Below are 23478 nucleotides of genomic sequence, written 5' to 3'. Positions count from 1 at the left end.
TATGAAAAAAAATCTCTTTAAAATCCAAAAGCTTTGTGGATACTGGTTTCTATGAGGGTCCTATTTAGCTTTTCATACCGTAAATCAGCAACGCCTAGGATGTTTGCCGTAGATTTGGGATGTGCCATGTCATAGCAAATCCGGTTTTAATACCCCTTTTATTTCTTAGTCCGCGTGGACTTCGTTTGACTCTATGCAGCGGTTTCAACCGCCGATTCATCAAGAGGGTGGCTAACTTTCAACGCCCGAGTCTTATCAAGGAGTAGTTGGCTGAATTTGCTGTGGCTGCATTTGCTGCTGATTTTGGAGCTGAAGTTGCTGCTGCTGAAGTTGAAGTTGCTGATTTTCAACATTTATCTGCCTCTGTCTGTCTTCGAGTTGCAAGCGTCTGTCTTCAAATTGCAGCAGTCTGTCTTCAGCTTGCCGCTGTCTTTCTTCACGTTGTAGCTCTCTTTCTAGCAGTCTGTCTTCACGTTGCTCTTGTCTGTCTTGACGTTGTTCGCGAATCTGTCTGAGCTGATTTTTTCGCTCGAAATCCCCTCCCAAAAATAAGTTTTGAAAAGCGTTGATAGTTGTTTGAAACCCAGTAAGAACGCCGCTAACAGCGCTGATCCCCGTTGCAGCTCCTGCGATCGGCTGTAAGAAACTGTTGATATTGTCTCCTACCCTAGCATAGCCCGATCGCGCTACCAGAATCACATCCTCGTTGCGCAGAATTGGGTTATTTTCAGGATTCAACCCTTGAGCAAAATCCACCTCTATCGTGCGGCGAGAAACAGTACCGTTGGGGTTCAAACGCAATAGTTCCACTCTGTCTTTTTTAGCCCGCAATTGATTGAAACTGCCTGCGGTCAGCAAAGCTTGGTGCAGGGATGTACTAGGCCGCACCTGCAAAGCCCCAGGCCTAATTACTTCTCCTACAATATTGATGCTAATCGCGTTCGGAGAAAAACTGCTATTTGCGACTTGAGAAACTTCAGCTACATCTACAGTAGCTGCACTCGGGATAATGACGCTATCTCCTTCTTGCAGCAAAATATCTTGAGTTGTGTCGCCTTTTTGCAGCAAATCCCACAGATTTACCATGATAGTTTGTTCGTTGCCACCTCTGACTCGGCGGCGGATTTGCACGCGGCGAATGTCAGCTTCTGTAGTGATACCACCAGCAATTTTCAGTGCTCTAGTTATTGTTGGTAAGCCTACAACTGCTCCTTGCTGTTGGTCGATAGATACAAAACTCAACTCGGTTTGTTGGTTGCTCGATCGCACATCCGAAGCAAATACAGTATAAGGCCCCGGCCGGTTTACTTCCCCGACAATTACCACGCCAATTGGTTTAGTAATATCAGCGGAAAAATTAGCACTGGCTCTTTGACGAACTTCTTGAGTATTCAGGGCCCTTGCTGTCGGTACAAAAATTGTATCTCCATCTCGAATCGTGACATCTTGACGCAAATTTCCCGTGTCTAAAAAATCCTGCAAATCAACATTAGTAACTTGCTCCGGCGCGCCCCTGCGGGGACGACGAATTTGGACATTTCGCATATCTCCTGCTGATGTCACCCCTTGTGCAAGTTGCAGCATTTCCATCAAAGTCGGGAATTTTACTCCTCCTCCTTCTCTAGTGGGATTAATCTTGTAGGAACCCGGGCGAGTAACTTCACCGGCAAGACCTATATTTAGGGGGCGAGCGACGATCACAGTCACGGTAACAACGGGAACATTGATGAAGGGTTCGTATCGCTGGGTAATCACATTAGCGGCTTGTTGCAGCGTCAACCCTTGAATTGAGACGCTGCGAATGATTGGCAAATTGAGTGTCCCATCAACTAACACTTGATATTCCTTGCTGAATTCAGGGACGCCAAAAATATCTAAAGCAATGCGATCGCCCGATCCTAAAGTATAAGCTGCTTCTTGTGTGAGCGAACCAAGATTGCCGCTCGGTGGCAAACTCGAACCCGGAAGAGGCGGGGGCGGTACTCTCGGCCGGTTTGGGGTAGGAGTAGCTGCAGGAGTTCTGACGGCAGGCAACTGAGCTCTACTGGGCAGCGAACTTAATAGCACCAGGAGTGCTGACAAACTCAGACTTGTAGCGGTTTGAATGGTATGTTTCATCTTTCTTCCCTGGTTGCAGCCTGCCAATGAACAAGAGCAATTTAGCTAGTGGATTTTAGTTTATTTTCCCTGCTGTCCAGTGTAGCCTCGCTGCGCTGCAAAATCCACAGGTGCAAGCATAAAAATTGTGCGATCGCACTTAACTATTTTGCCGCTTCTTTGTAAAGAAAGTGTAAAGCCCGCCAACTGTTGTCAGGATTAGGATCTCGTTTGAGCAAAATTCTTCATACATAACTCGGGATACAAATCAACCCGCCACAGAAAGGAGATAGGAAAAAACCACCCTGATTTGAGGTAAAATATTAGATAATTCTATCTGCAGGACAAAGACAAGTGTCACTAAAATTGGATAAAGTAATTCCCTGGGGACGCTGCTTGGATGAATACATAGGAATGTTTAGCTTGACCTCAAGTGACCTCAAGCTGGCAATTCTTGATTGTGCGGGCGGCCCGGCGAGTTTCAATGCCGAAATGACTCGCCAAGGTAAAAAAGTAATTTCTTGCGATCCAGTTTATCAGTTTACGGCGGTGGAAATTGGCGATCGCATCCAAGAAACATATCAAACTGTGATTGAGGGCGTTAAGGCAAATGTAGACGGCTATTTGTGGAACAATTTTGAATCGCCGTACCAGCTAGGCGAAGTGCGGATGAAGGCGATGCAGGAATTTTTAGCAGATTTTCCCTCTGGTTTGGAGCAAGGCCGCTACATAAATGCTGAATTGCCAGTTTTACCTTTCGAGAACGGTCAATTTGATTTAGCTTTGTGCAGCCATTTCTTATTTGCTTATTCTCATCTGCTTTCGGAAGAGTTTCATATAGAAGCAATTACAGAAATGTGTCGGGTTGCAAAGGAAGTGCGGGTATTTCCGCTGTTGCAGAGTTTTAGCGGGGAGGAATCCGAGCACTTAAATCCAATTATTGCCGAATTGAAAAATAGAAGTTTTCGTGTGGAAGTTCAAGAGGCTCCCTATGAGTTTCAAAAAGGCGGAAATAAGATGCTGCGAGTTACCAAGTGACTGCTAAATCGCGTCTTTATAAACTTTCGTCTGCACAACTCAGGTTGGACGCTGTTGTCGTCCGTGATAAATTTGCAAAATTAGGACTTCATCGTTTAGGATAGCGTAATGTAGAACAAAACCCACTTTCCCAAAGGTCACAATTAGTTTGCGCAGACCAGGGGCTTGTTCAACGATCGCACCTCTTTGTGGATATGTCTGCAAACTTTCTGCCACCTCTACAATCTTTTGAATCGCTTTAACCGCAAGATTGGGGTCAGTTTCGGCCAGGAATTGGCGATGCCGATCGAGTGCTGCTAGGGCTGGGGGTGTCCAAATTACTGAGGGCATGGCAATTCGCGATCGCTTCCTAAACTATCGGCCCATTCCTTAACCCGATCGCCAGAAACACCTATCTTGCTAGTCTGGTAATCTTCCAAGACGGAGAGACTGCTTGCGATGGTTTGTTCTTCGCTAAGGGGGTAAAACTGGTTTGCTGTATCAATTTCTCCCCACTGATATCCCTCATTTTCCTCCACAATTTCTGCGATTAAGCGTTCAAAGTCGCTGAGATTAGCGTTGGACAGATTCAGCCATGAAAGCACGATCGCCTTAACTGCATCGCTAGGCATGACCTGAATTTGGGCGTGGAGTTGCTTTATAGATTGAGCCATTGGATCATAGAGAGTGACTGATTCAATTCTAGCGCAATGTCAAATAGTTGCGATGATTATAACGCACAGTACGGTAAAATAAATTAAAGACTTTAATAGAAATCGCCCGCAGCCAACTTAACAAGAACTAATGCCGCAAACAGTCTGGATCGCACGACACGGAAACCGCATCGACTTCGTTAACCCCGACTGGTTTCTCACCGCAGAACACCGCTACGATCCGCACCTTTCCGAAGACGGTCACGTTCAAGCCAAACAACTCGCCAATCGCCTCAAAGGTGAAGGAATTTCTCACATTTTCGCTTCCCCTTTTCTGCGAACTGTCCAAACTGCAAATCACGCGGCGGAAGCTCTCGATTTGTCAATTAAACTAGAGTGGGGACTGTGCGAATGGCTGAATCCTGAATGGATGACTGAAATGCCGGAAACTGAATCTGTCGAAGATTTGTGCAGGCGTTTTCCGAGGGTTGATGCTTCCTACAAAGGCGGTATTGCTAATTATCCCGAAACCGGAGAAGTTTGTCTCAAAAGGGCGGGGGAAACTGCTAAACGCCTCGCGGCTGAGTTTCCCGAAGATATGTTATTAGTAGGTCACGGTGCTTCGGTTTTGGGAAGTGCGATCGGGCTGGCCGGCGGTGTTGAAACGGAAATTAACGCTTCTCTGTGCTGTTTGGTGAAAGTGGTGCGGGGTGAGGACGAATGGTCGATCGCACTTAATGGCGATACTTCCCACCTCACCGACACTCAAGCTGTTGTTCGCTTTAATTAAAGTTGAAATTCGTGCAAAAAATCGCATTTTATGCTATGTGTGTAAGGTGCACACTCCGCACCCTACGTTTATTTGATGTCGATCGCACATTATAAATTCAAAATCTTAAATCAGTATGTCTGGACACAGTAAATGGGCGACTATTAAACGCCAAAAAGCGAGAGTTGATTCCGCTAAAGGCAAGGTTTTTGCTAGAATATCTCGCGAAATAATTGTCGCCGCCCGCAGCGGAGTTCCCGATCCCGCTGGCAATTTTCAACTGCGGACTGCTATTGAAAAAGCCAAGGCGGCTGATATTCCTAGTGAAAACATCGAAAGGGCGATCGCCAAAGGTGCCGGTTTAGCCGGGGGAAGTTCGGAATTAGAAGCTATTCGCTACGAAGGTTACGGTATTGGCGGAGTTGCGATTCTGATTGAAGCGCTGACAGACAACCGCAACCGCACGGCGGCTGACTTGCGAGAAGCTTTTAGTAAAAATGGCGGCAATTTGGGCGAAACTGGTTGTGTGGGCTGGATGTTTGACCACAAAGGAGTTTGTACGATCAGCGGCCAGATTGATGAGGAACAATTGTTTGAAGCTTCCCTAGAAGCCGAAGCAGAATCCTATGATTTGATATTAATTGATGAGGATACTGAAGGTGCAGAGGTTTTTACAAGTGTGCCTAATTTGGAAAAGCTTGCTGATGTTTTAAAGCAACAAAATTTTACAGTTTTGCAGTCAGAAAATCGCTGGATTCCGAGCAATACAGTTGAAATAGAAACTCCTGAAAAAGCCAAATCGCTCCTTAAGTTAATGGATGCGCTGGAAGATTTGGACGACGTGCAAAGCGTAACGGCTAATTTTGAAATGACCGATGAATTGATGTCTTTGAGTATGACTTAAACTCTCTTGGTTCGTAGTGAGGACTTTAGTCCGCATCCATGACTAGCAAAATTCGTAGGTGCGTCGCCATCAACAATCATCAAAAAAGAGCGACAATTTAATAGCGACGCACCTGTTATTTTCAAGAACTAAGGAAACAAATCTACTATTTTTTTGTACCCACCTTTTTTATAAATGGTATAAACCCATGCCAGATAAAAACAAAATCAACCCAGACAGCAGCGACTCAGAAGAACTTCCATCAGCAACCGAAGTAGCAGAAATTAGCGATCGATCCAAATCGGATGTGCAGGCTAAACCAGAGGATACATCCAATTGGTTCGGTTCCGTTTTCGGAGCCGTCTCTGCAAGCGCGAGTGCGGTAGGGAGTGCGGCGGCGAGTGCTGGAAGTGCGATTTTTGTTAATACGGCGAGTGCGGTAGGGAATGCGGCGGCGAGTGCTGGAAGTGCGATTGTTGATACGGCTAGTGCGGTGGGGAATGCAGCCGGCAGTGCTGGAAGTGCGATTTTTGTTAATACGGCGAGTGCGGTGGGGAATGCAGCAGGCAGTGCCGGAAGTGCCATTGTTGATACGGCGAGTGCGGTAGGGAGTGCGGCGGCGAGTGCCGGAGGTGCGATTGTTAATACGGCGAGTGCGGTGGGGAATGCAGCAGGCAGTGCCGGAAGTGCGATCGTTAATACCGCAAGTGCTGTGGGGAATGCAGCGGCGAGTGCTGGAAGTGCAGCACTGCAAGTTCCCAATTTTTTCGGTTCAGCCCTCGGTTCGATTTCCCAAAGTCCTATCTTGAAAAAACTGACTGAAAATTTCAAAATCGACTGGTTAGTTAATGCGATCAATAAAGTTGATGTCGTGAAGGCCGAGGCGAAAGTTCGAGAGTTACAGCGCCAATATCCTCACGAGAAACCCCAAGAGATTGCACATCACTTGATGGTGCAAAAAGCCTTGCTAGCGGCAGGAACTGGCTTGGCTAGCAGTTTAGTCCCCGGCACGGCTTTGGCTTTGGCTGGCATGGATTTAGCGGCAATTACGGCGTTATCTGCCGAGTTGGTTTATCAAATTGCTGCTGCCTATGGAATGGATTTGCGATCGAGCGATCGCCAAAAAGAAGTTGTCGCTATTTTCGGTTTATCCTTGGGGAGCAATTTAGCGATCGAAGCTGGAGTTACCCTTGTCAGCAATATTCCCTTGGCGGGTGCCGTGATTAATGCTAGCGCCAGTGCAGCAATGATTTACGCGCTGGGATACGGTGCTTGTCGGTTTTATGAGGCGCATCTCGATTCCTCGAAAATCGAAACTAAGCTGGGAGATTTACGAGAGGTATTGCAAGCGGAAAGTGAGCAATATTTAGAAAAAGCGATCGCACAACAAACCGTAATGGATTGGATTTTGGTGTATGTCGTCTATGCCAGCCAAAAATTTACCCGATGGGATCAGTTATTACCGGAATTACAAGCAACGAATTTAAATCCCAGGACTTTAGCTGAGATTGAAGCTGTGACAAATAAGTCTAAATTGCTTCCCAAGTTGGATATTTTACTCGCACAACTCGAACTTGACTTTGCCGAACCACTTTTAAAGCGATGCACTGAGATCATCGAGGCTGACGGTGAAATTAATGAACAAGAGGGAAAAATTTTGCTGACAATTCAACGGGCTGTTTTGAGCAAAAGAAAGCAAGCGAAAAAACAAGCCCCGCCAACTTTGATCGAGGATGCGGTATCGCCACCCACTGAAGCACAAACTGAAGTCCAAGCTGCATCACAAATTCCCTCTTGATCTTCTGATTCTGCTTCTACTAATAAATTGAATCCAAATATGCTACAAAACTTCAAAAAAATCTTAAAAGTTGCTACGATATTAGACCTGCCCAAAATTGCTGATTTAATCGATACTGAATCACCAACTCCCTCTCGACCTGCTCATTCTCCTTCTGCTAAGTTGAGTGCAATTCTGCTGAAAAAATTTAAGCAGATTTTAGCAGGTTCTACGCGGTTAGAAGTCCCAGAGATTGGGTATTTAATCGATCAGGTCGATCGCATGACGGGAGAAGAATTTGAGGAATTTTTAGCCTGCTGTTTCCGCAATCTCGGTTATGCGGTCGAAATGACACCCAAAACGGGGGATTTTGGTGCGGACTTGATTCTCTCTAAAGCCCGCAAAAAAACCGTTGTTCAGGCAAAACGCTATCAAGGCAAGGTGGGAAATTCCGCTGTGCAAGAAGTGGTGAGTGCTGTTAAGTATTACGGGGCCCAGGATGCGATCGTTATTACAAACAGTATGTTTACATCCAATGCTCATAAACTGGCTCAAGCGAATGGGGTACAACTCTGGGGACGAGAACAGTTAATTGATTTAGTAATTAGAGCTAAAAAATAAGGGATCTATGAACCAAGAATCCCAGTCTATGAAAGAGCGGGGAGTGTCATTTGAAGCAACAAGATTTTACAGTTTTGCAGTCAAAAAATCGCTGGATTCCAAGCAATACAGTGGAAATAGAAACTCCTTAAAAAGCCAAATCGCTCCTTAAGTTAATGGATGCACTGGAAGATTTGGATGATGTGCAAAGCGTGACGGCTAATTTTGAGATGACCGATGAGTTGATGTCTTTGAGTATGGTGTAACGATCTCGCATTACCAGATTTTTGCCATCCGCAAGACAAATCCCGGTAAGTCTGGATCTGCGCTGACTGTTTCAGGATTCTCCAAGATTTCAGGTTCGCGATCGGGACGGTAGATGTAGACTTTTCTATTTTTGCGATCGATCAACAAGCCCAGCGATACACCGTTGTCAATATATTCTTGCATCTTTTTTTGCCATCCCTTGAGAGTGTCACTAGAAGACCGCAATTCGATCGCAAAGTCTGGACAAATCGCGGCGAATGAGGCTTTGTGTTCTTCAGTTAAGGCATTCCAACGCTCTAGTTTAATCCATGAGGCATCGGGGGAGCGGGTTGCTTCATTGGGCAAGGTAAAGCCTGCACTGGAGTCAAACGTTTCACCTGTGCCATCTTGTTCTGCCCAGTTCGCAAGTTGTAGGGCAATCTTACCGTTTCGGTTCCCTGTATCTGAAAAGGCTGGTGGCATAATGATAGCTTCCCCACTGGCTGTACGCTCAATTCTCAAATCGCGATCAACCAGACAAAATTCATAGAACTGTTCAACAGTCATCGATTCGATCGCAGGGAAATTGACCGTCATTGGGACGCTTTGGGTTTGAATTAGCAGCGTCGTCATGGTTTTTCCTTTTTTTGGTGCAGGCGTGAGATAATACCTTGAGCTTACCAGAAAGAATGGGTTTAAAGCCTCTCCCTTGTAGGGAGAAATTAAAAGAAGACTATTCATTACTCCAATCCTTTTCCTTTCAGGTAGAGGTCGCACTCATCTGTCAACTGTCAACTGTCAACTGTCAACTGAAACTATTTTAGCTTGGCGATCGAAAGTCTTATTCGATCGGGGAATCGGAGGCTTGTATCCGTTTGCGGGCGGTGTCAATACTCTTTTTTCCCAGTTAGCAAATAAGTAATCATGTATCCCTTGCCTTTAATTTGAATGGCGCCGCGCTTCTGAAAAGTATATTTATCTTTTAATATCTCGTAGGTTTCGGCGGTGACTTGAATGCAGCCGGTAATCCCGTGGGATTCCATGCGCGAAGCAATATTTACTGTGTCGCCCCAGAGGTCGTAAATAAACTTTTTTAAGCCGATAACGCCGGCAACGACAGGGCCACTGCTAATCCCGATCCGAATGCTGAAAGGTTCCGAATGTTCTAAACTTAGCAGCCTAATTTCGTGCAGCATATCGATCGCCATATTCGCAACCGCCTCGGCGTGATCCTTTCGGGGCGTAGGCAAACCGCCGACAACCATGTAAGCGTCACCAATAGTCTTAATTTTCTCCAAACCGTGGCGATCGGCCAAATGGTCAAAAGCCGAAAAAATATCGTTGAGAACTTCCACCACCGCAGTCGCTGAAATTCTCGACGAAAGCTCTGTAAACCCCACAATGTCGGCAAACATCACAGTTACTTCCGCAAAACTTTCGGCGATATTGTGTTCATTGTCCTTCAAACGCAGGGCGATCGCAGCCGGCAAAACGTTCAACAGCAATTGCTCAGATTTAGCTTGTTCGAGTTCCAACTGTAGGTAAGCAGCCTGCAACTGTTCGGCTTGGCGAATTCTTTCTCCGGCTAGCTTTTCGATTTGGGCCGTGCGGCTCAAAGATGTCAGCATATATGTCACCGGAATCAAAGTCCACAGCATCCCCATCGTCAGAGTTCCCCAAGAGCGCCAGTGCTTGCGAGTTTTGCGAATTTCCGGCGTTGCCGACACGTACATAGACCACTGGCGGCCGCTAATTTTCAGCCGCCTTCTGCAAGCTGTATAGTTCGGGCCTGGATTGTCAAGAATCGGGCAGTTGGGCCTGAGGGCTCGTTCCGCAGCGGCTGATGCGGTCAGCACTTGTTGGCTGGCGGATTGGAACAGCACCGCAAATTGCTGAATTTGACCGTCAGCAGGCAGATTTTTGAGAACTGGGTTTGCCCTTTGCGGTAACAGCGACGCTGGTTGTTGCTTGGCTGGAGCCTCGCTGGCGAGATAAATAGTGAGGTAGTCGGTATTGCGTCCTTTTAAAGAGGTTTGGAAAATATCTTTGCCTCGAAATACGCCCAGAACAAATCCTTGTAGCAGTTGGCGACGGGATTCCAGGGTAGTGGGTTTACTGCTGTTTTGGTAAATCGGAACTATAGCCAAAAGACCCTGTTCCGGGGAATTGCCCTGAGTTAGGCCGCCGTAGTTCGTGACAATCATTTCTCCAGTATCACGCCCTTGATCGATCGCGACGCGGATTTCTGGGTGGGAGGCGAGGTCAAAGCCCAATGCTGTCTCGTTTCCGGCTGGTGGTTCGACGTAGAAAGCCGGGAAGTATTCGGAACGCTGGAGAGCCTTGCGGAGTTCTCCTCGCGGGCCGCGCTCTGTAATCTCGAAGCTGGGATCTGTTTCGGTTCTAGCTTTGGTTTCGTAGTTGCGCCGCTCGGAATTGGGGACGCGGGGGGCCCAAGCCAGGAGTTGCAGGCTGGGGTGGACGGATAGGGGACGGGCGACAAATCGGGCAAAAGAGGAACGCTCGACGGCGCTGAAGGCTTTCATGTAGTCGCTGAGGGCGAGAACAGTATCTAAGTCGGAGTTTAGCTGGCGTTCGATGCCGATCGAAATATCGTCGATGCGGCGCTGCATTTCGTAGTCGCGGCGATTGTCTTCCCAGTCCCAAACCAAGGCGAATGCCAGGATCGACAGCCCGACACCCAAAGCCAGCGTCAACCCGGCTGGCATATAGCGAGACCTGGATAAAGGTAGTTTTTTCAGCATAATTGCCTAGCGAATAAGGGCAGCAGATTAGCACACCGCTGAGTGCGATTTATTTCGGCCTCTGAGTGCGGTTAATTCAAAACCCTGATAACTCAAGCACCGACGGCAATTGGGAATTAAAAGTTAGATATTTAAACTTTTAGATTAATGGACGATCGCTCAGCAGGGGATTTCAATCCAGAATTCCGCTCCCTGTCCGGGCGCACAGATGCACCGCAGGCTTCCCTTATGTTTTTCTACCACAATCTGATGGCTGATGGATAATCCTAAGCCAGTTCCAGCCCCTACGGGCTTGGTGGTGAAGAACGGGTCAAATAGCCGCTTGCGAACCTCTTCGCTCATTCCCGGGCCACTGTCGGCGATACAAATGAGGATGCGATCGCAATCACTGAGCTGGTTTTTACTGTGACTTTTCAACCCAGCTTTTTTCATGAGGGTGCGAATCACGATCGTCCGAGGTTCCGGTTGGTTTTCTAGAGCGTCGATCGCATTGCTGATAATATTTAGAAATACCTGGTTTAACTGACCCGCACAACAGTAGATTTTCGATATCTTTCCGTATTCTTTAATGATTTCAATCCGGCTTTTTTTAGTTGCATGATGCAATCGGTGCTGCAAAATTAACAGCGTGCTGTCAATTCCTTCATGAATGTCTACCAACTTCATTTCTGATTCATCCAGTCGCGAAAAGTTCCGCAGCGACAACACAATATTACTAATTCTTTCTATTCCTACTCTCATGGAATTTAGCATTTTTGGCAAATCTTCCTTCAGAAAATCCAACTCTAAGTCCTTAACTTTTTCAGCAATCTGAGGCACTGGGGACGGGTAGCATTCCTGGTAGAGACTTAAGAGTTCTATTAAATCATGAAAATAGTTGTATGTATGAGAAATATTGCCGTTAATAAAAGTTGCTGGATTGTTGATTTCGTGGGCGATGCCAGCCACCATCTGACCGAGACTCGACATCTTTTCGGATTGAACTAATTGGATTTGAGCGTTTTGTAGCTGTTCGTAGGCTTCTTGCAATTGGGCGGCTTGTTTTCTTAATTGAGATTCGGAAGCTTGGAGTGCGGCGGCGGAAATTTTGCGGTTCGTTATATTTTCAATCATCCCTAAGTTGTAAATAGGTTGTCCTTCACCGTCTCGAATCATAGTAGCTGTCACATTTACCCAAACAATTTTACCTGTAGCGGTAATCTGGCGGAGTTCGATTTGATAGTGAGTAATTTCTCCCCGCTCAAGAGAATCAGCAACTTGGACATTTTTTGGATAATCGTCGGGATGCCCAAGCTCTATAAATGTTTTGCTCAGCAACTCTTCGGCGGTATATCCCAGCATTTCGTAGTAATTTTTATTGACTCGCACTAACTTGTTATCATCTAAATTCGCTAAGTAGATAGCGATGGGTGCATCTTCAAAAATTGTGCGAAATAGTTCCTCGCTAGCCCGGACTTTAGCTGTTAGGGAAAGCCTATCGGTGATGTCTTCAAACGTAGACAAAATGCCTACAACATTGCCAGAATTGTCGTGTAAAGGTATTTTATTTGTATCCAGACAGCATTGGGTGCCGTCGGCTTGCATTTTGGATTCTATGATGTGATATTCTGGGGTGTTTGTTGCCATGATGCGGCTGTCGCCGGCTCGAAAAATTTCTGTTTCTTCCGGCTTCCAGGGCATATCGAAGTCGGTGAGACCGACGAGTTCACTGGGGTGATTGAAACCTGCGACTTTGGCAAAGTTTTTGTTGCCTCCCAAGTAAACTAAATCTCGATCTTTCCAGGCGATTAACTGAGGGATGTTATTGATTACCAACCACAGCATTTTTTGCGATGTTTCCAAAGCTTCCGTGCGTTCTAGGACGCGCTTTTCAAGTTCTTGATTGGCTTGTTGCAGGGCGATTTTTGACTCGCCCAGAGCCATTTCTGCTAGCTTGCGATCGCTGATGTCGATTGTGACACCCTCCCACAGTATGTCGCCCCCCGCTTGCAGTTCGGGGCGGGCAATGCCGCGAATCCATTTCAGTTTTCCCGATCCGGTTACGATCCGGCCTTCATATATCCAAGGTTTTAAAGTTCCGCCGGAAATTGCGATTGATTCTAACATGGGTTTTAGGTCTTCTGGATGCACCATTGACCACATTAAACCGGAGTTTTTTTTAATTTTTTCTGGCTCTAATTCGTAGAGTTCCCAACAGCCTGAACTCACATAAATGAATTCATCCGAACCGTCGGGATGCAGCAAGTATTGATAAATCATTCCCGGCACGTTGGCGGCCATTTTTTGGAATCTGGCTTCGCTTTGCTGCAGTGCTGATTCTGCAAGTTTGCTATCGCTAATGTCGATCAACAAGCCGTCCCAAATAATGTCATCTTTTTCGCCCCGTTCTGGTCGCGAAGCCCCGCTAATCCACTTGATGCGATCGCCCGGAAAAACTAATCTGCCTTCCCACCGCCAAGGTTCTAATGTTTTAGCTGACACAGCCAGAGATTCGTGGAAGCTTGGCGCGTCGTCTGGATGAAGCATTTCGATCGCGCTAATAGCAGAATTTTGGAGCACCTCTGGTTCTAATTCGTAGAGTTCGCGGCAGCCGGAACTGAGGTAGGGAAATGACACAGTTCCGTCTGCTGCTAACTGAAATTGATAAATCATTCCGGGAAGGTTGGCGGCTAGTTTTTGAAACCTGGCTTCGCTTTGCCGCAGTGCTGTTTCTGCTTCTACGCGATCGGTAATATCGTAAAATGCCGATAAAATTGCTGCTTCGCCGTTAAAATTAATCGATCGCATCGACATTTTTACCCAAAACAAACTGCCGTTTGCTTTTTTAAGGCAGATTTGTTCGCTGTCGCTAAAGCCATTTTGTTTGACTAATTCTAACAATTTATGGCGATCGCTCACATTAGCATAAAAGTCGCTCTTTTTGCTGCCTATCAACTGTTCTGAACTCAAACCTAAACTTACCCCTAGGGCTGGATTGGCGTACAAAATCACGCTGTCTTTCAGGCGCGTAATTAGCATGGGAACGGGAGTAACAGTGGCGATCGCCCGCAATCTTTCTTCGCTTTCTTGCAGCGCTGTTTCGGCTGCTACTCTTTTGGTAATATCGTTCTGAACTCCGATAAAATGAGTTAATTTTCCCTCATTGTCTAGGATGGGGGAAACCATTAATTCGTTCCAAAAAGGAGTTTTGTCTTTGCGATAATTTTTGAGAACCACCTGAATTTCCGTTCCCGATCGCAAGCTGCTGCGGAGTTTGTCTAATTCGGCGCGATCGGTATCGGCACCCTGCAAAAATCTGCAGTTGCGTCCAATAACTTCTTCGGCACTGTAACCGGTCAGTTTCTCAAAAGCAGGATTGCAGTAGATAATAGGTGTGTCAGGCGTGCGAGCATCTGCAATTAGGATGCTGTTGCTCGAAGCTGCGATCGCCCGCTCTAGGAGAGACAGGTTGAAAGAGTCTGTTATCATAAGTGGCAATACCCAAACTCCCAAGGAGTGGACTGAACTATAAAAAATTTTAAATAAGTTGAGGTATTCTTATTTTATAGTCTTATTTTTAGTTTAACCTAACAAACTCAGCAGCCCCAAAAAGCCGACGGGGAAATGAAGAGCGGGCTAATGGAAGAGCGGGCATACAACAATACGGTTCAGTTAAGCCCGGAGATCCCCCCTAACCCCCCTTAAGAAGGGGGGACAAGAGTGCTGTCAAAGTCCCCCTTCTTAAGGGGGATTTAGGGGGATCTCCGGCGAATAAACAGTCTTATCTTCAACCCGCGCACCATCCGGGTTTTGTTTGACAAGACGCGGTTTCAACCGTACGTCCGATCTTGAATCGAAAATCAAAAATTGAAAATGGTATAACCATATCTAAACCGACAAGTTAATGCAAGAACCCTGAGCAGTTTTGCTTACTTCAATCCTGGCTTGAAAAACTTCTTTGAGCTGCGCCATGTGGGTGACGGTGAGGATACAGGCGAAATCAGGAGCGATCGCATTAATTGCAGCAATCAGCCGATCGCACCCTTCCGCATCTTGAGTCCCAAATCCCTCATCAATAATCAACATTTGCAAAGCCGTACCAGCCCGCTGAGACAACAATCTCGCCAGCGCCAGCCGAATCGCAAAATTAATCCGAAAAGCTTCACCGCCAGAGTAAGTTTCATAGGGGCGAGTCCCGCGAGCATCAGCAATTAAAATGTCTAAAGTATCAATCAACTTAGTTGATTTTTTAGCAGCAGCCGCCCGCTGAGTAATAAATTGAACGTGCAACTGATTCGCGCTCAATCTCGACAAAACATGATTAGTTTCCGCTTCTAGTTGAGGCAAAACATTTTCAATCATTAAAGCTTGAATGCCGTTTTTGCCAAAGGCTTGACCCAACTCTTGATAAACTCGGTATTGGCGTTTAGCAACTTGCATTTGCTCTTTTTGAGCTACTAGCTGAACTTGCAAATTTTCCAGATTTTGCTGCTGCTGCTGGAGGCGTCCGAGACTTCCCAAATGTTGGTCTAGCTGCTGGCGGCGGCGGCTTATTTGCTGTTCTACGGCGCTGATGCGAACAGTTGGATCGGGATGTTCTTGTAACTGCTGATTCATCGCGGAAGTTTGAGCGCTGACAGCTTGCAAATCTTGATCGCGCACGGCGATGGAATTAGCAATTTCATTAACCCGCTGCTGCACTTGCGGGTACTGCACAGTTGCCGATCGCAATTTTTCGGCGCGGGCGATCCAAAACTGCGTTTTACGCATTTCGCTGCGGACGTGTTCGTGCTGTTCCAAATTATAGCCAACTTCCGCAATGTATCTATCTAAAGACAGAATTTGTTGCTGAATTTCCGAGCTATTTTTTTGCTGTTCTAACTGTTGTTGTACGGCGGCTAATTGAGTTTGCAAATCCGGGCGGCGGGCATTAATTTTATTCAGTTTCTGCTGAGCATCTTTGATTTGAGCTTGCTTAATTTCCGCCCACCGCAAGCGCTTTTCATCGCTGCGGGCGAGGGAGTGACTGCGATCGCTATAATTAAGCTGTTGCAGTTGCTGTTCGACTTGCTGAAGTTCGCCCAAATCATCGGCTGCATACTCGCCGGTACTGAGTAACCGCTCTATTTCATCCGCATCTTGACGCATACTTTGCAGCCTGTTTTCCTCTTGGCCCAGGCCGTCCAATTGTGCTTGCAAATGGCTGCGGCGTTCCCGCAATTCTTGATAGGGCGCTAATTCCTGTTCTAGTTCGCGGTATTCATGTCTGAGGACTTGAATTTCGCGCTCGGAAACGGCCAACTGTTCGCGCACAACCCACAGTTGGTTCCAAATTTCTTGCTGTTGGGAGTGGTGTTTTGTGACTACCAAATTCCAGTAGTGTTCGTCTAAAGGTCGATCGCACAAAGGACAATTGCCAAAATTTGCATCCCGCACCATTAAACGCGAATTCGATTGCTCGTTTTCCTCAAAATTCGAGACTTTAGCTTCGCCTGCGCTGGTTTCTCCTTCATTTTTCCGTAGCAGTTGCAGTTTTTGGTCTATTTCGGCGAGTCTGGTTTGATAGTCGCGGCTTTTGGCTTGCAGGTTTTCCAGAAAACTGTGCCTTTCCTGGCCTTTCTCGCGGACTCGTTCTTGATAAACTCGCTTGTTTTCCAACTGCAAAATTTGATTGGCGATGGCGGAGATTTCTTGCTGCAATTGCGGCTGTCGCTGCTGCTGCTGAACTTGCACCTGTCGGTTGATTTCCTCTAAGCGGGCTGTTAAACCGGCGCGGGCGCGATCGAGCTTTTGTTGCTTTTGCTGCTGCTGTTGTAGCAGGGGCGAAACTTGCAATTGCAGTTGGTCGAGTTCGTTGATGCGCGATCGAACTGCTTGCAACTGTGCGAGTCCTTTGTCAACCTCCGGCTGCTGTTTGAGAACACCTAGAACCTCTTTTTCATCCTGTTCTAAAACCTCTAACTGAGCTTGCAACTGCTGAATTTTGCTTTGCAAAAAGCTCAGTTCTTGCCGCTGCTGTTCTTGCAATTGCTGACGCTGATTTTGGGCTTGTTGGTTAGCTTTGAATTTGCCAGCCAGTGTTTCTTCTGTGGCTTGCAAGCTCTGGAAATACGCGATGCCTGCTGTTATTTCCTTTTCTTGTCCTAGGAGGGCTTGTAGATCATTTTGCTGCTGTTTTGCTGCAGCGAGTTCTTGCTGCAGGCGGCGGCATTCTTGAGAAATATTGTAGTGCTGTTGCTGGTGGCCGACGAGGAGTTTTTGCCAAGTTTGACGGTTGTGGTGCTGGAGTTGCAGTTGCTGTAACTCGGTTGTGTCGGCTTGCTGCTGCTGCTGAAGCAAATCGGTTGCTTGCTGCAATTGAATTTGTTCGTCGCAGATTGCCTCTTTTTGTTGCAGTTGCTCTTGTACGGTTTGCAAACTCTGTTTGAGCACTTCGACTTGAGCTTTAAATTGTTTGGACGTATCCTTGGCTTGTTCGGATAAAGTATCGTAGGAGTCGAGTTTGAGCAGGTTGGCTAAAACTTGTTTGCGTTCGATCGGCTTTTTGAGCATAAACTCATCAGCACGCCCCTGCCGCAAATACGCCGAGTTAATAAAAGTATCGTAATCTAATTTGATATGTTCGAGAATTTTCTGCTGAGTATTTCTCAGCCCCTTGTCGGTGAGGGTGCGAAAACAGAGTTGATCCTGAGTTTCAGCAGCATTCAAGCTAACTTGAAATTCTAAACTTCCCGATTGTCCGCGCCTGCGGTTGCGAATCACCCGGTAGATTTGGCCGCCGGTGGAAAAAGTGAAATCAACGCGCACGTCAGTTTCGCCGATATGAATGATATCGTCTTCTGTATCGCTGCGACAACAGCCCCAAAGCGACCAGGCGATCGCCTCTAGCAGAGAGGATTTGCCAGCACCGTTAGGCCCGCAAATGCAAGCGGTGTGCAGGCCGCGAAAGTCTAAAGCAGCTTCGCGATAGCTGAGAAAATTTTTGAGTGTAAGTTGTATAGGAATCATTTAAGGCCATCGCGCCATACAATCTATCTATAAATAACACTATTTGTACGTTGTTGCCTAGTTATTCAATCCAGATCCAGAACAATTGTCAGTGATTCTGCAATTTCTTCCATAATTGTCTCGGAAAGGGTTCCGAGTTGTCGGACAAACCTTTGTTGGGAAATGGAACGGACTTGAAAACAATCGGCGGCTGAGACTTTACTCAAGCCATTTTCGCCACTGGGTTCTAGTCGAACCATCCAATTTCTCGGTGTATATCGCTCTTTCCAGTCAGTGATGGGAACAATAACTTCCAGCAACAAAATTCCCACCGTCTCATCGCTGACAATAACTACGGGACGGGTTTTGCCTATTTCAGCGCCCACAGTAGGATCGAGTGCAACCAGCCAAATTTCGCCTTTACGCATTGGTTTTTACCCCTGCCTTAAGGTATTCTTCTTCGGATTCAAAATATGGTTCGCTCTCAGGCGACCACAAATCATGTAAAGCACCTCCCGGCATATAATCTGGGACTGCTGCTTCTGCGGCGGCTCTGAGTTTCAGCTTTCTCTCGGCTTTGCGCTGGGCTTTTTGTTCTATGTCGTCGCGCATCATCCGCGAGGCTGTTTCGATGATTTCTAGGCGTTCTTCTGCTGTCAGATTTTTGAGTGCGGCTAAGATTTCTGTTTTGGTCACGGTTTTTTTGGGGTGATTGGTGAGAAAGCGCGATCGATCTCATATCTTGCACCATTTTCAAGAACAGGCTGTCCGGCCTGTTCCACAAACAGTGAATTTAATTGTGGGATGGGCAGGAGAGCCCGTCCATAAAAAGCTTATTGAAAATGGTACAAGATATAAAATCGATCCAACCATCATTATATCTTTCACAAAAATCAATCTTGCCCCTCTCTGCTTGTGGCGTACCCTAGATCGATCGAATTGGCAGATTTTCTACCATCAAAAAGGGTTGACTGTATTCCTACAGCCAACCCCGCGCCTATTTATTTGTCCTGCGTTTGCTCAAACAGCAACACTACCGGGCAATATTCGGGAACGTATAGCCGACACCGACTAACAATCCCACTTCAGCTCCGTCAACAAAACCAATATTCAGTCCCGCTGTTGCTGTAAAATTTCTCGACAGCGGCACATCTACACCCCCCGAAATCAGGAAGCCAAAATTACCGTCATCGCCGGTAGAAATTAGCACGCCAGCACCTGCATAAGGAGCAGCAGTAATCACAAAATCCTCGCTGACTTCGACGGTCTCTTGAGATACAAAATCGTAGGTAACGGGAATTAGAAAAGCTAAGTTGTCGCGGAACAAAACAGTCGGTCTCACCGAGAAATTGTTCGTCAAACCGATTTTGCTAATAATCGCAAATGAACCGTCGCCTAAGGCTGAATCTCCGCCAAAACCTAGATTGCCACCAATGCCGATGTAGCTGGGCCCAGAACGAGTAGCTCGGCCTGGTCGGATTTGAGTTCCTTGAGCCACTTTTTGAGTCGGTTCCGAGACAGTTGCGGGTTTTTCAGCAACTTTCGGTTGGTTTGTCAAAGCTGAGGCGGAAGTGCTGACAGGATTGCTCAACAATTCTTGTGCTGTTTTGACTTCTTTTTCTTCCTTCGTTGCTGTTACTTCAAGATTATTGCTCTCGGCAACAATTGAGGTAGGTCGATCGCTCTTTTTTGCAGTCTCGACTGTTGACTGCTCTTTGACACCATTATCAGCAATTTTAGCGGTTTCTTCCGAATTTTCAGTCTCAGCAGCAGTGGAGGTATTTGGCGCTGTTTCTGTCTCAGCAATTTCCGATGTTGCTGCTTCCGATTTTTCTGGTGCAGCAATAGATACTTGCAAATTGGCAGTAGGTTCAGAGGCGACTGGCTCTGCCGCTTCTGCTAGTTCGCTCCAACTGATCGAATCAATTTTTTTATTACTAGCCGTTGTTTCTGCGTCGGGTTTAACTGCTGAAGTTGCCGCAGGCTCAGAAATTTGGTCAATATTTTGAGCTGCGATTGTTGCAGTTGTAGCGACATCGGGCAAGTTGCCAGTTTCAGCTTTCGCTGACATGGTACTGCAACAAACAGCTAAAGCTGCAAGATTTATTAACGCAAAAGTAGACTTGGAAAATAGACTATTCATAGAAACTCCTCACTGAAGGGTGTGTTAAAAGTGTAAGTGTTTGAGGGCGACCGTCGAGAGCTTTGCTGAAAAAAGACACAAATATGAGTTGTGTTGTTCCTAGATTGCCATTTTACCGTTGAATAGTCAACTCTCAAGCTGATTAGATGCAAGAACGGACGGTGGGTTTAGAAGCTAATTTTAATTTACAGAGCGATCGGCTAAAAATCAATCCTAGGGATGATTTCACCCTTAATCCTGTTTAATTGAGGGGTCGATCGTGCGTCTGGCTTGCATTCTACAATACTGTACTTGGGGGCGCTGCACTCTCCGCCACGCCGGAAAAACCCGGTTTTTGAGGGCGCACCAGCTCGAAACCAAGAGACAACAAGCTTTCAAAACAGTTTTGGCAGCATGGCCATCCACAGCAAGTGCAGTTAATACAACGCGATCGGCTGCTGCACAGTCCATGACAATTAATGTAGAATAATACCACCGATCCGAGAAATATTTGTGGCTCGATCGTGTCAAAATTACTGAATATTATGAAAATTGTGTAAAATTTAGTGTTCTATTTGTAAAGTTTAGCCTTCGCTTTCGCTCAGGGTCTGACCATCTAACAACAGCACGCAACTAAACAAGTAAAAAAAATACAAATTATCTCATCTCAACCTGACTTTATGAGCAAAGTTCTAGTCATATTAGGCGAATTGAGCGATCGCGACATCGATTGGATGCTCGCCAACAGCACCCGCACCCAAGTCCTCCCCGGCACAACTCTGATCACCGAAGGTAAGCCCTTAGACGCCCTGTACATAGTTCTGGAGGGAACTTTGAGCGTTGCTGTATCATCTTTGGGCGAAAAAGAAATTGGAAAAATTATTTCCGGCGAAGTTTTGGGCGAAATGTCTTTTGTAGACGGGAGGCTTCCTTCTGCTAGCGTCACGGCAATTGAAGAGTGCCTCATCCTGTCAATTCCCCGGCGGCTGCTAACTGAAAAACTCGAGCAAGACGTGCTTTTTTCCCTGCGGTTTTATCGGGCGATTACCAAATTTCTGTCGTCGAGACTGCGGGGTACAGTCAAACGCTTCGGCGATGATAGTGATGGTTTAATATATCAAGAACCCGACGACGAGGGTTCTATCCCGGAAAATGTCGAAAATCCCGATTTGGCTGAATCGAGATTTCAATGGCTATTGGAGCGTTTGAAGGGGAGTTGAAGTTCGGCAACGAGCAGTGTACAGGATTTAATGGATTTAACACCAATTCCCAATTCCCAATTTCTAGTTACCAATTTCTAGTTACCAATTTATAGTTACCAATTAGAAAACATATTTTTCAGCGACGCGCCAGTAGCGGGAAAAACGCTTTAAATCAATGTAACCATCGTAGCGGACAAAGGGTTCGGGTGGCAAAACTTCTACGGGGTGCGATCGCCTAATTTCCCGGCAAATATCCTGAAACCGAGGACTGGGACTTTCCGCCGTCACCACTTGATTCGCGCCGGATTCGATCGCAAAAGCGATAACTTCGGCAGCCACATCGCCCCGCCGAATAACTACCGGCAACTCCAGCAAACATTCGTAAATAAACACCATTCGTTTGAGACTCAACTGCCATTCATCAATGAGCGCATCATCCCAAACCCAGATGGCCGGTGCCTCTGGGTGCGCTTGAAAAGCGGGGCCTTCAGGACTCAAACAGTCACCGTGCAGCCAAATAATCGGATTGTTCATAAATTAGTAATTGCGAATTGGTAACTAACGGGACTTAGACAGAATTTAGCGTAAAAACAGGCTCCAACCCCTTCTCCAAGGGGATTTGAGCATTTGTGTTTTTTCTTGCTACGACTGGGTTTGAGCCTCATACATCCCATTCAAGCTAAAACCCTTTCCCACAAAGAAATACAGGTCGATTTAATCCCAAAATTTGTTTAAGTCCCCTTAGCATTTTTCAGGTACAAAAACTTTACTTCCATCGATCTCGTCATACAGCATAGTAAGCAGTCAGGTGATCGAGTTGAAAATATACGGATTTTTCTCGATAATCTCTTGCGACAGGGATATCGTGGATAAAACTTCTCGATAATAGCCCGATTTAGGTATTACCCAGACCAAATTCCGTACCATAAGGTGTTAGCTGTGCTTAAGTTTTTTGTAAGGTAGCTTTATTTAATACCATCTCTTGTTAATTTATATTAAGTTTTGTATTAATTTTGGCAATTCCAAATACTATGGTTAAGTGATTTGAAGGCACTGTAAATATTGATGTCACACTCGGAATGGGATAAAAACAGAGATTTTCTTGAAGGAGGTCACATAGTTCTGTGTCTTCCTATCGAACCTGTTTCCTTGCAAGCTGACCGAGATAAGAAAAATGTTGTTACTTCTGAAATTCAAAATATCACTAGCAACTTCAGCTTTATCCTGGTTGGAGATGTCCAAATTGATATAGAGTGGCAAATTCATGAGCAAAAGCGTTATGAATCTGACTCATCGCCTGATATAGATAATATATTGAAGCCTATATTAGATGCTCTTTCTGGCTTAAAAGGAGTCCTTATAGATGATTGTCAAGTTCAAGCAGTCTCTTGTCATTGGATTGACTGGGATTCCGATGAGCAGCAAATTACAATTAGAATTCGGATGTTTGGTAATGACGAATGGTTGCTGAAGGATGGGCTTATTTTTGTTCATATGGGAAAAGGATTATGCTATCCCATTGTTTTAAAGGAAATAGATCCACAGTGTGCTTTGGATATTCTAGAGAAGTTAGAGGCCTTGATTATATTACGTCAAAAGCTTTTAGATAGAAACATTAACTATTATACGCGAAAAATTATGTCTATTCAACGAGTGTTTCATATTTCAAGACTCAAAGATTTTAATGTAAGGAAAATTGCTGATTTAAAAGCAGAATTGCTGGACAATATCCAGAGAAATCAACCTTATTAAATTTAAGCGCGGAGTGTATGACAAGGGAAATTCGCCATTGCAGATAGTAGCTATAAGCAACACACAAGCTAACAAGACCCACGCATACCGACCGCTGAGAGTTGATCGGTTATGATGCAAAGGTGATCTGTGGCGGGTGATAGGTAACGTTAGCCCTCAATCTTTCGATAGGGGTGTAGCGAGAGGGCATCTTTGGGTTGTGATGTCCTGGTGAGCAGCAATGTTATCGCAGATTCTCTGTAGTTTGGGTTAAGGAATGAACCCAGCATTTCCAGGATCAAGTGCGATTGTCCCTTGCCTCGTAGATACTTTAATGGGTGATCACTGCTCAATCGCTTACGGCATTTAGAATGAGTATGGCGAGTCAGATGGGGTTATGAAATGGGATTAAAGGTGCGATCCTAAACCCATTTTCGATTTATTGAGCCTGCTTCGACACGGTTAGCGGGACTTAGACAAATTTTGGTCTTAAATCGACCTGTATTTCTTTGTGGGAAACGGTTTTAGCTTGAATGGGGTAGATGAGGCTCAAACCCAGTCTTAGCAAGAAAAAACACAAATAGACCTCAAATCCCATGGGAGAAGGGGTTTGAGCCTGTTTTTACGCTAAATTCTGTCTAAGTCCCGCTAAT

At 46.0% G+C, this 23478-nt stretch carries 19 protein-coding genes and 1 pseudogene; 8 read left to right on the top strand and 12 right to left on the bottom strand.

Annotated features, from left to right (window positions below; all coding sequences use genetic code 11):
- Window positions 1-255: 255 nt before the first annotated feature.
- A complete protein-coding gene (locus tag QUA44_RS05225; RefSeq protein WP_333251883.1) occupies window positions 256-2118 on the bottom strand; it encodes a polysaccharide biosynthesis/export family protein in 1863 nt (620 codons plus the stop codon).
- A 333-nt stretch (window positions 2119-2451) separates the two neighbouring features.
- On the opposite strand from QUA44_RS05225, the gene QUA44_RS05220 reads away from it, so the two are divergent.
- A complete protein-coding gene (locus tag QUA44_RS05220) occupies window positions 2452-3135 on the top strand; it encodes a class I SAM-dependent methyltransferase (RefSeq protein WP_333251884.1) in 684 nt (227 codons plus the stop codon).
- 39 nt (window positions 3136-3174) lie between these two features.
- On the opposite strand, the gene QUA44_RS05215 is transcribed toward QUA44_RS05220, so the two are convergent.
- A complete protein-coding gene (locus QUA44_RS05215) occupies window positions 3175-3465 on the bottom strand; it encodes a type II toxin-antitoxin system RelE/ParE family toxin (protein ID WP_333093098.1) in 291 nt (96 codons plus the stop codon).
- Window positions 3453-3788, bottom strand: coding sequence for a hypothetical protein (locus QUA44_RS05210; protein WP_333251885.1), 336 nt, complete (start codon window positions 3786-3788; stop codon window positions 3453-3455). The genes QUA44_RS05215 and QUA44_RS05210 overlap by 13 nt, the downstream gene beginning before the upstream one ends.
- A gap of 130 nt (window positions 3789-3918) precedes the next feature.
- Between QUA44_RS05210 and QUA44_RS05205 the strand changes: the two genes are divergently transcribed.
- From QUA44_RS05205 to QUA44_RS05185, 5 genes and pseudogenes are all read left to right on the top strand, one after another.
- The gene (locus tag QUA44_RS05205; protein ID WP_333251886.1) at window positions 3919-4557 is read left to right on the top strand and encodes a histidine phosphatase family protein; all 639 of its coding nucleotides are present in this window, start codon (window positions 3919-3921) and stop codon (window positions 4555-4557) included.
- A 115-nt stretch (window positions 4558-4672) separates the two neighbouring features.
- Window positions 4673-5440 carry a YebC/PmpR family DNA-binding transcriptional regulator gene (locus tag QUA44_RS05200; protein WP_333251887.1) on the top strand — a complete coding sequence of 256 codons (768 nt, stop codon included), beginning with the start codon at window positions 4673-4675 and terminating at the stop codon, window positions 5438-5440.
- A 187-nt stretch (window positions 5441-5627) separates the two neighbouring features.
- A complete protein-coding gene (locus tag QUA44_RS05195) occupies window positions 5628-7217 on the top strand; it encodes a hypothetical protein (protein WP_333251888.1) in 1590 nt (529 codons plus the stop codon).
- Window positions 7218-7256: 39 nt separating this feature from the next.
- Window positions 7257-7817: a restriction endonuclease gene (locus QUA44_RS05190; protein WP_333251889.1), complete on the top strand. Its 561-nt coding sequence runs from the start codon at window positions 7257-7259 to the stop codon at window positions 7815-7817.
- Window positions 7818-7867: 50 nt separating this feature from the next.
- Window positions 7868-8062: pseudogene (locus tag QUA44_RS05185) on the top strand (YebC/PmpR family DNA-binding transcriptional regulator); the annotation flags it as partial.
- 10 nt (window positions 8063-8072) lie between these two features.
- Here the strand turns inward: QUA44_RS05185 and QUA44_RS05180 are convergent.
- From QUA44_RS05180 to QUA44_RS05145, 8 genes are all read right to left on the bottom strand, one after another.
- Complete coding sequence (locus QUA44_RS05180) at window positions 8073-8675, bottom strand: Uma2 family endonuclease (RefSeq protein WP_333251915.1); 603 nt, start codon at window positions 8673-8675, stop codon at window positions 8073-8075.
- Between the two features lie 254 nt (window positions 8676-8929).
- Window positions 8930-10768, bottom strand: coding sequence for an adenylate/guanylate cyclase domain-containing protein (locus tag QUA44_RS05175; RefSeq protein WP_333309535.1), 1839 nt, complete (start codon window positions 10766-10768; stop codon window positions 8930-8932).
- 195 nt (window positions 10769-10963) lie between these two features.
- On the bottom strand, window positions 10964-14272 hold the full coding sequence (locus QUA44_RS05170; RefSeq protein ID WP_333251891.1) for a PAS domain S-box protein: 3309 nt from the start codon (window positions 14270-14272) through the stop codon (window positions 10964-10966).
- A gap of 399 nt (window positions 14273-14671) precedes the next feature.
- Window positions 14672-17791, bottom strand: a complete 3120-nt coding sequence (locus QUA44_RS05165) for an AAA family ATPase (RefSeq protein ID WP_333251892.1) — start codon at window positions 17789-17791, stop codon at window positions 14672-14674.
- 65 nt (window positions 17792-17856) lie between these two features.
- Window positions 17857-18198 (bottom strand): type II toxin-antitoxin system PemK/MazF family toxin, encoded by a 342-nt coding sequence (locus QUA44_RS05160; RefSeq protein WP_333251893.1) that lies wholly within the window; start codon window positions 18196-18198, stop codon window positions 17857-17859.
- Window positions 18191-18466, bottom strand: coding sequence for a hypothetical protein (locus QUA44_RS05155; RefSeq protein WP_333093089.1), 276 nt, complete (start codon window positions 18464-18466; stop codon window positions 18191-18193). Before QUA44_RS05155 ends, QUA44_RS05160 begins: the two co-directional genes overlap by 8 nt.
- Before the next feature lie 337 nt (window positions 18467-18803).
- Window positions 18804-19913, bottom strand: a complete 1110-nt coding sequence (locus QUA44_RS05150; protein ID WP_333251894.1) for a hypothetical protein — start codon at window positions 19911-19913, stop codon at window positions 18804-18806.
- Window positions 19914-20144: 231 nt separating this feature from the next.
- Window positions 20145-20423, bottom strand: a complete 279-nt coding sequence (locus tag QUA44_RS05145) for a hypothetical protein (RefSeq protein ID WP_333251895.1) — start codon at window positions 20421-20423, stop codon at window positions 20145-20147.
- Window positions 20424-20572: 149 nt separating this feature from the next.
- Here QUA44_RS05145 and QUA44_RS05140 point away from each other — a divergent pair, with 149 nt between their 5' ends.
- Window positions 20573-21112 (top strand): cyclic nucleotide-binding domain-containing protein, encoded by a 540-nt coding sequence (locus QUA44_RS05140; protein ID WP_333251896.1) that lies wholly within the window; start codon window positions 20573-20575, stop codon window positions 21110-21112.
- A 102-nt stretch (window positions 21113-21214) separates the two neighbouring features.
- Here the strand turns inward: QUA44_RS05140 and QUA44_RS05135 are convergent, their stop codons facing one another.
- Window positions 21215-21628 (bottom strand): hypothetical protein, encoded by a 414-nt coding sequence (locus tag QUA44_RS05135; protein WP_333251897.1) that lies wholly within the window; start codon window positions 21626-21628, stop codon window positions 21215-21217.
- A gap of 531 nt (window positions 21629-22159) precedes the next feature.
- Between QUA44_RS05135 and QUA44_RS05130 the strand changes: the two genes are divergently transcribed.
- Window positions 22160-22846 carry a RusA family crossover junction endodeoxyribonuclease gene (locus QUA44_RS05130; RefSeq protein ID WP_333251898.1) on the top strand — a complete coding sequence of 229 codons (687 nt, stop codon included), beginning with the start codon at window positions 22160-22162 and terminating at the stop codon, window positions 22844-22846.
- Window positions 22847-23478: the final 632 nt, after the last annotated feature.

Origin of the sequence: Microcoleus sp. N9_A2 (genome assembly GCF_036701775.1) — a bacterium.
In the GTDB taxonomy this organism is placed as follows: Bacteria; Cyanobacteriota; Cyanobacteriia; order Cyanobacteriales; family Microcoleaceae; genus Microcoleus.
The sequence above is the reverse complement of the archived record's forward strand: the minus strand, read 5'-3'. Positions and strand labels throughout refer to the sequence as shown.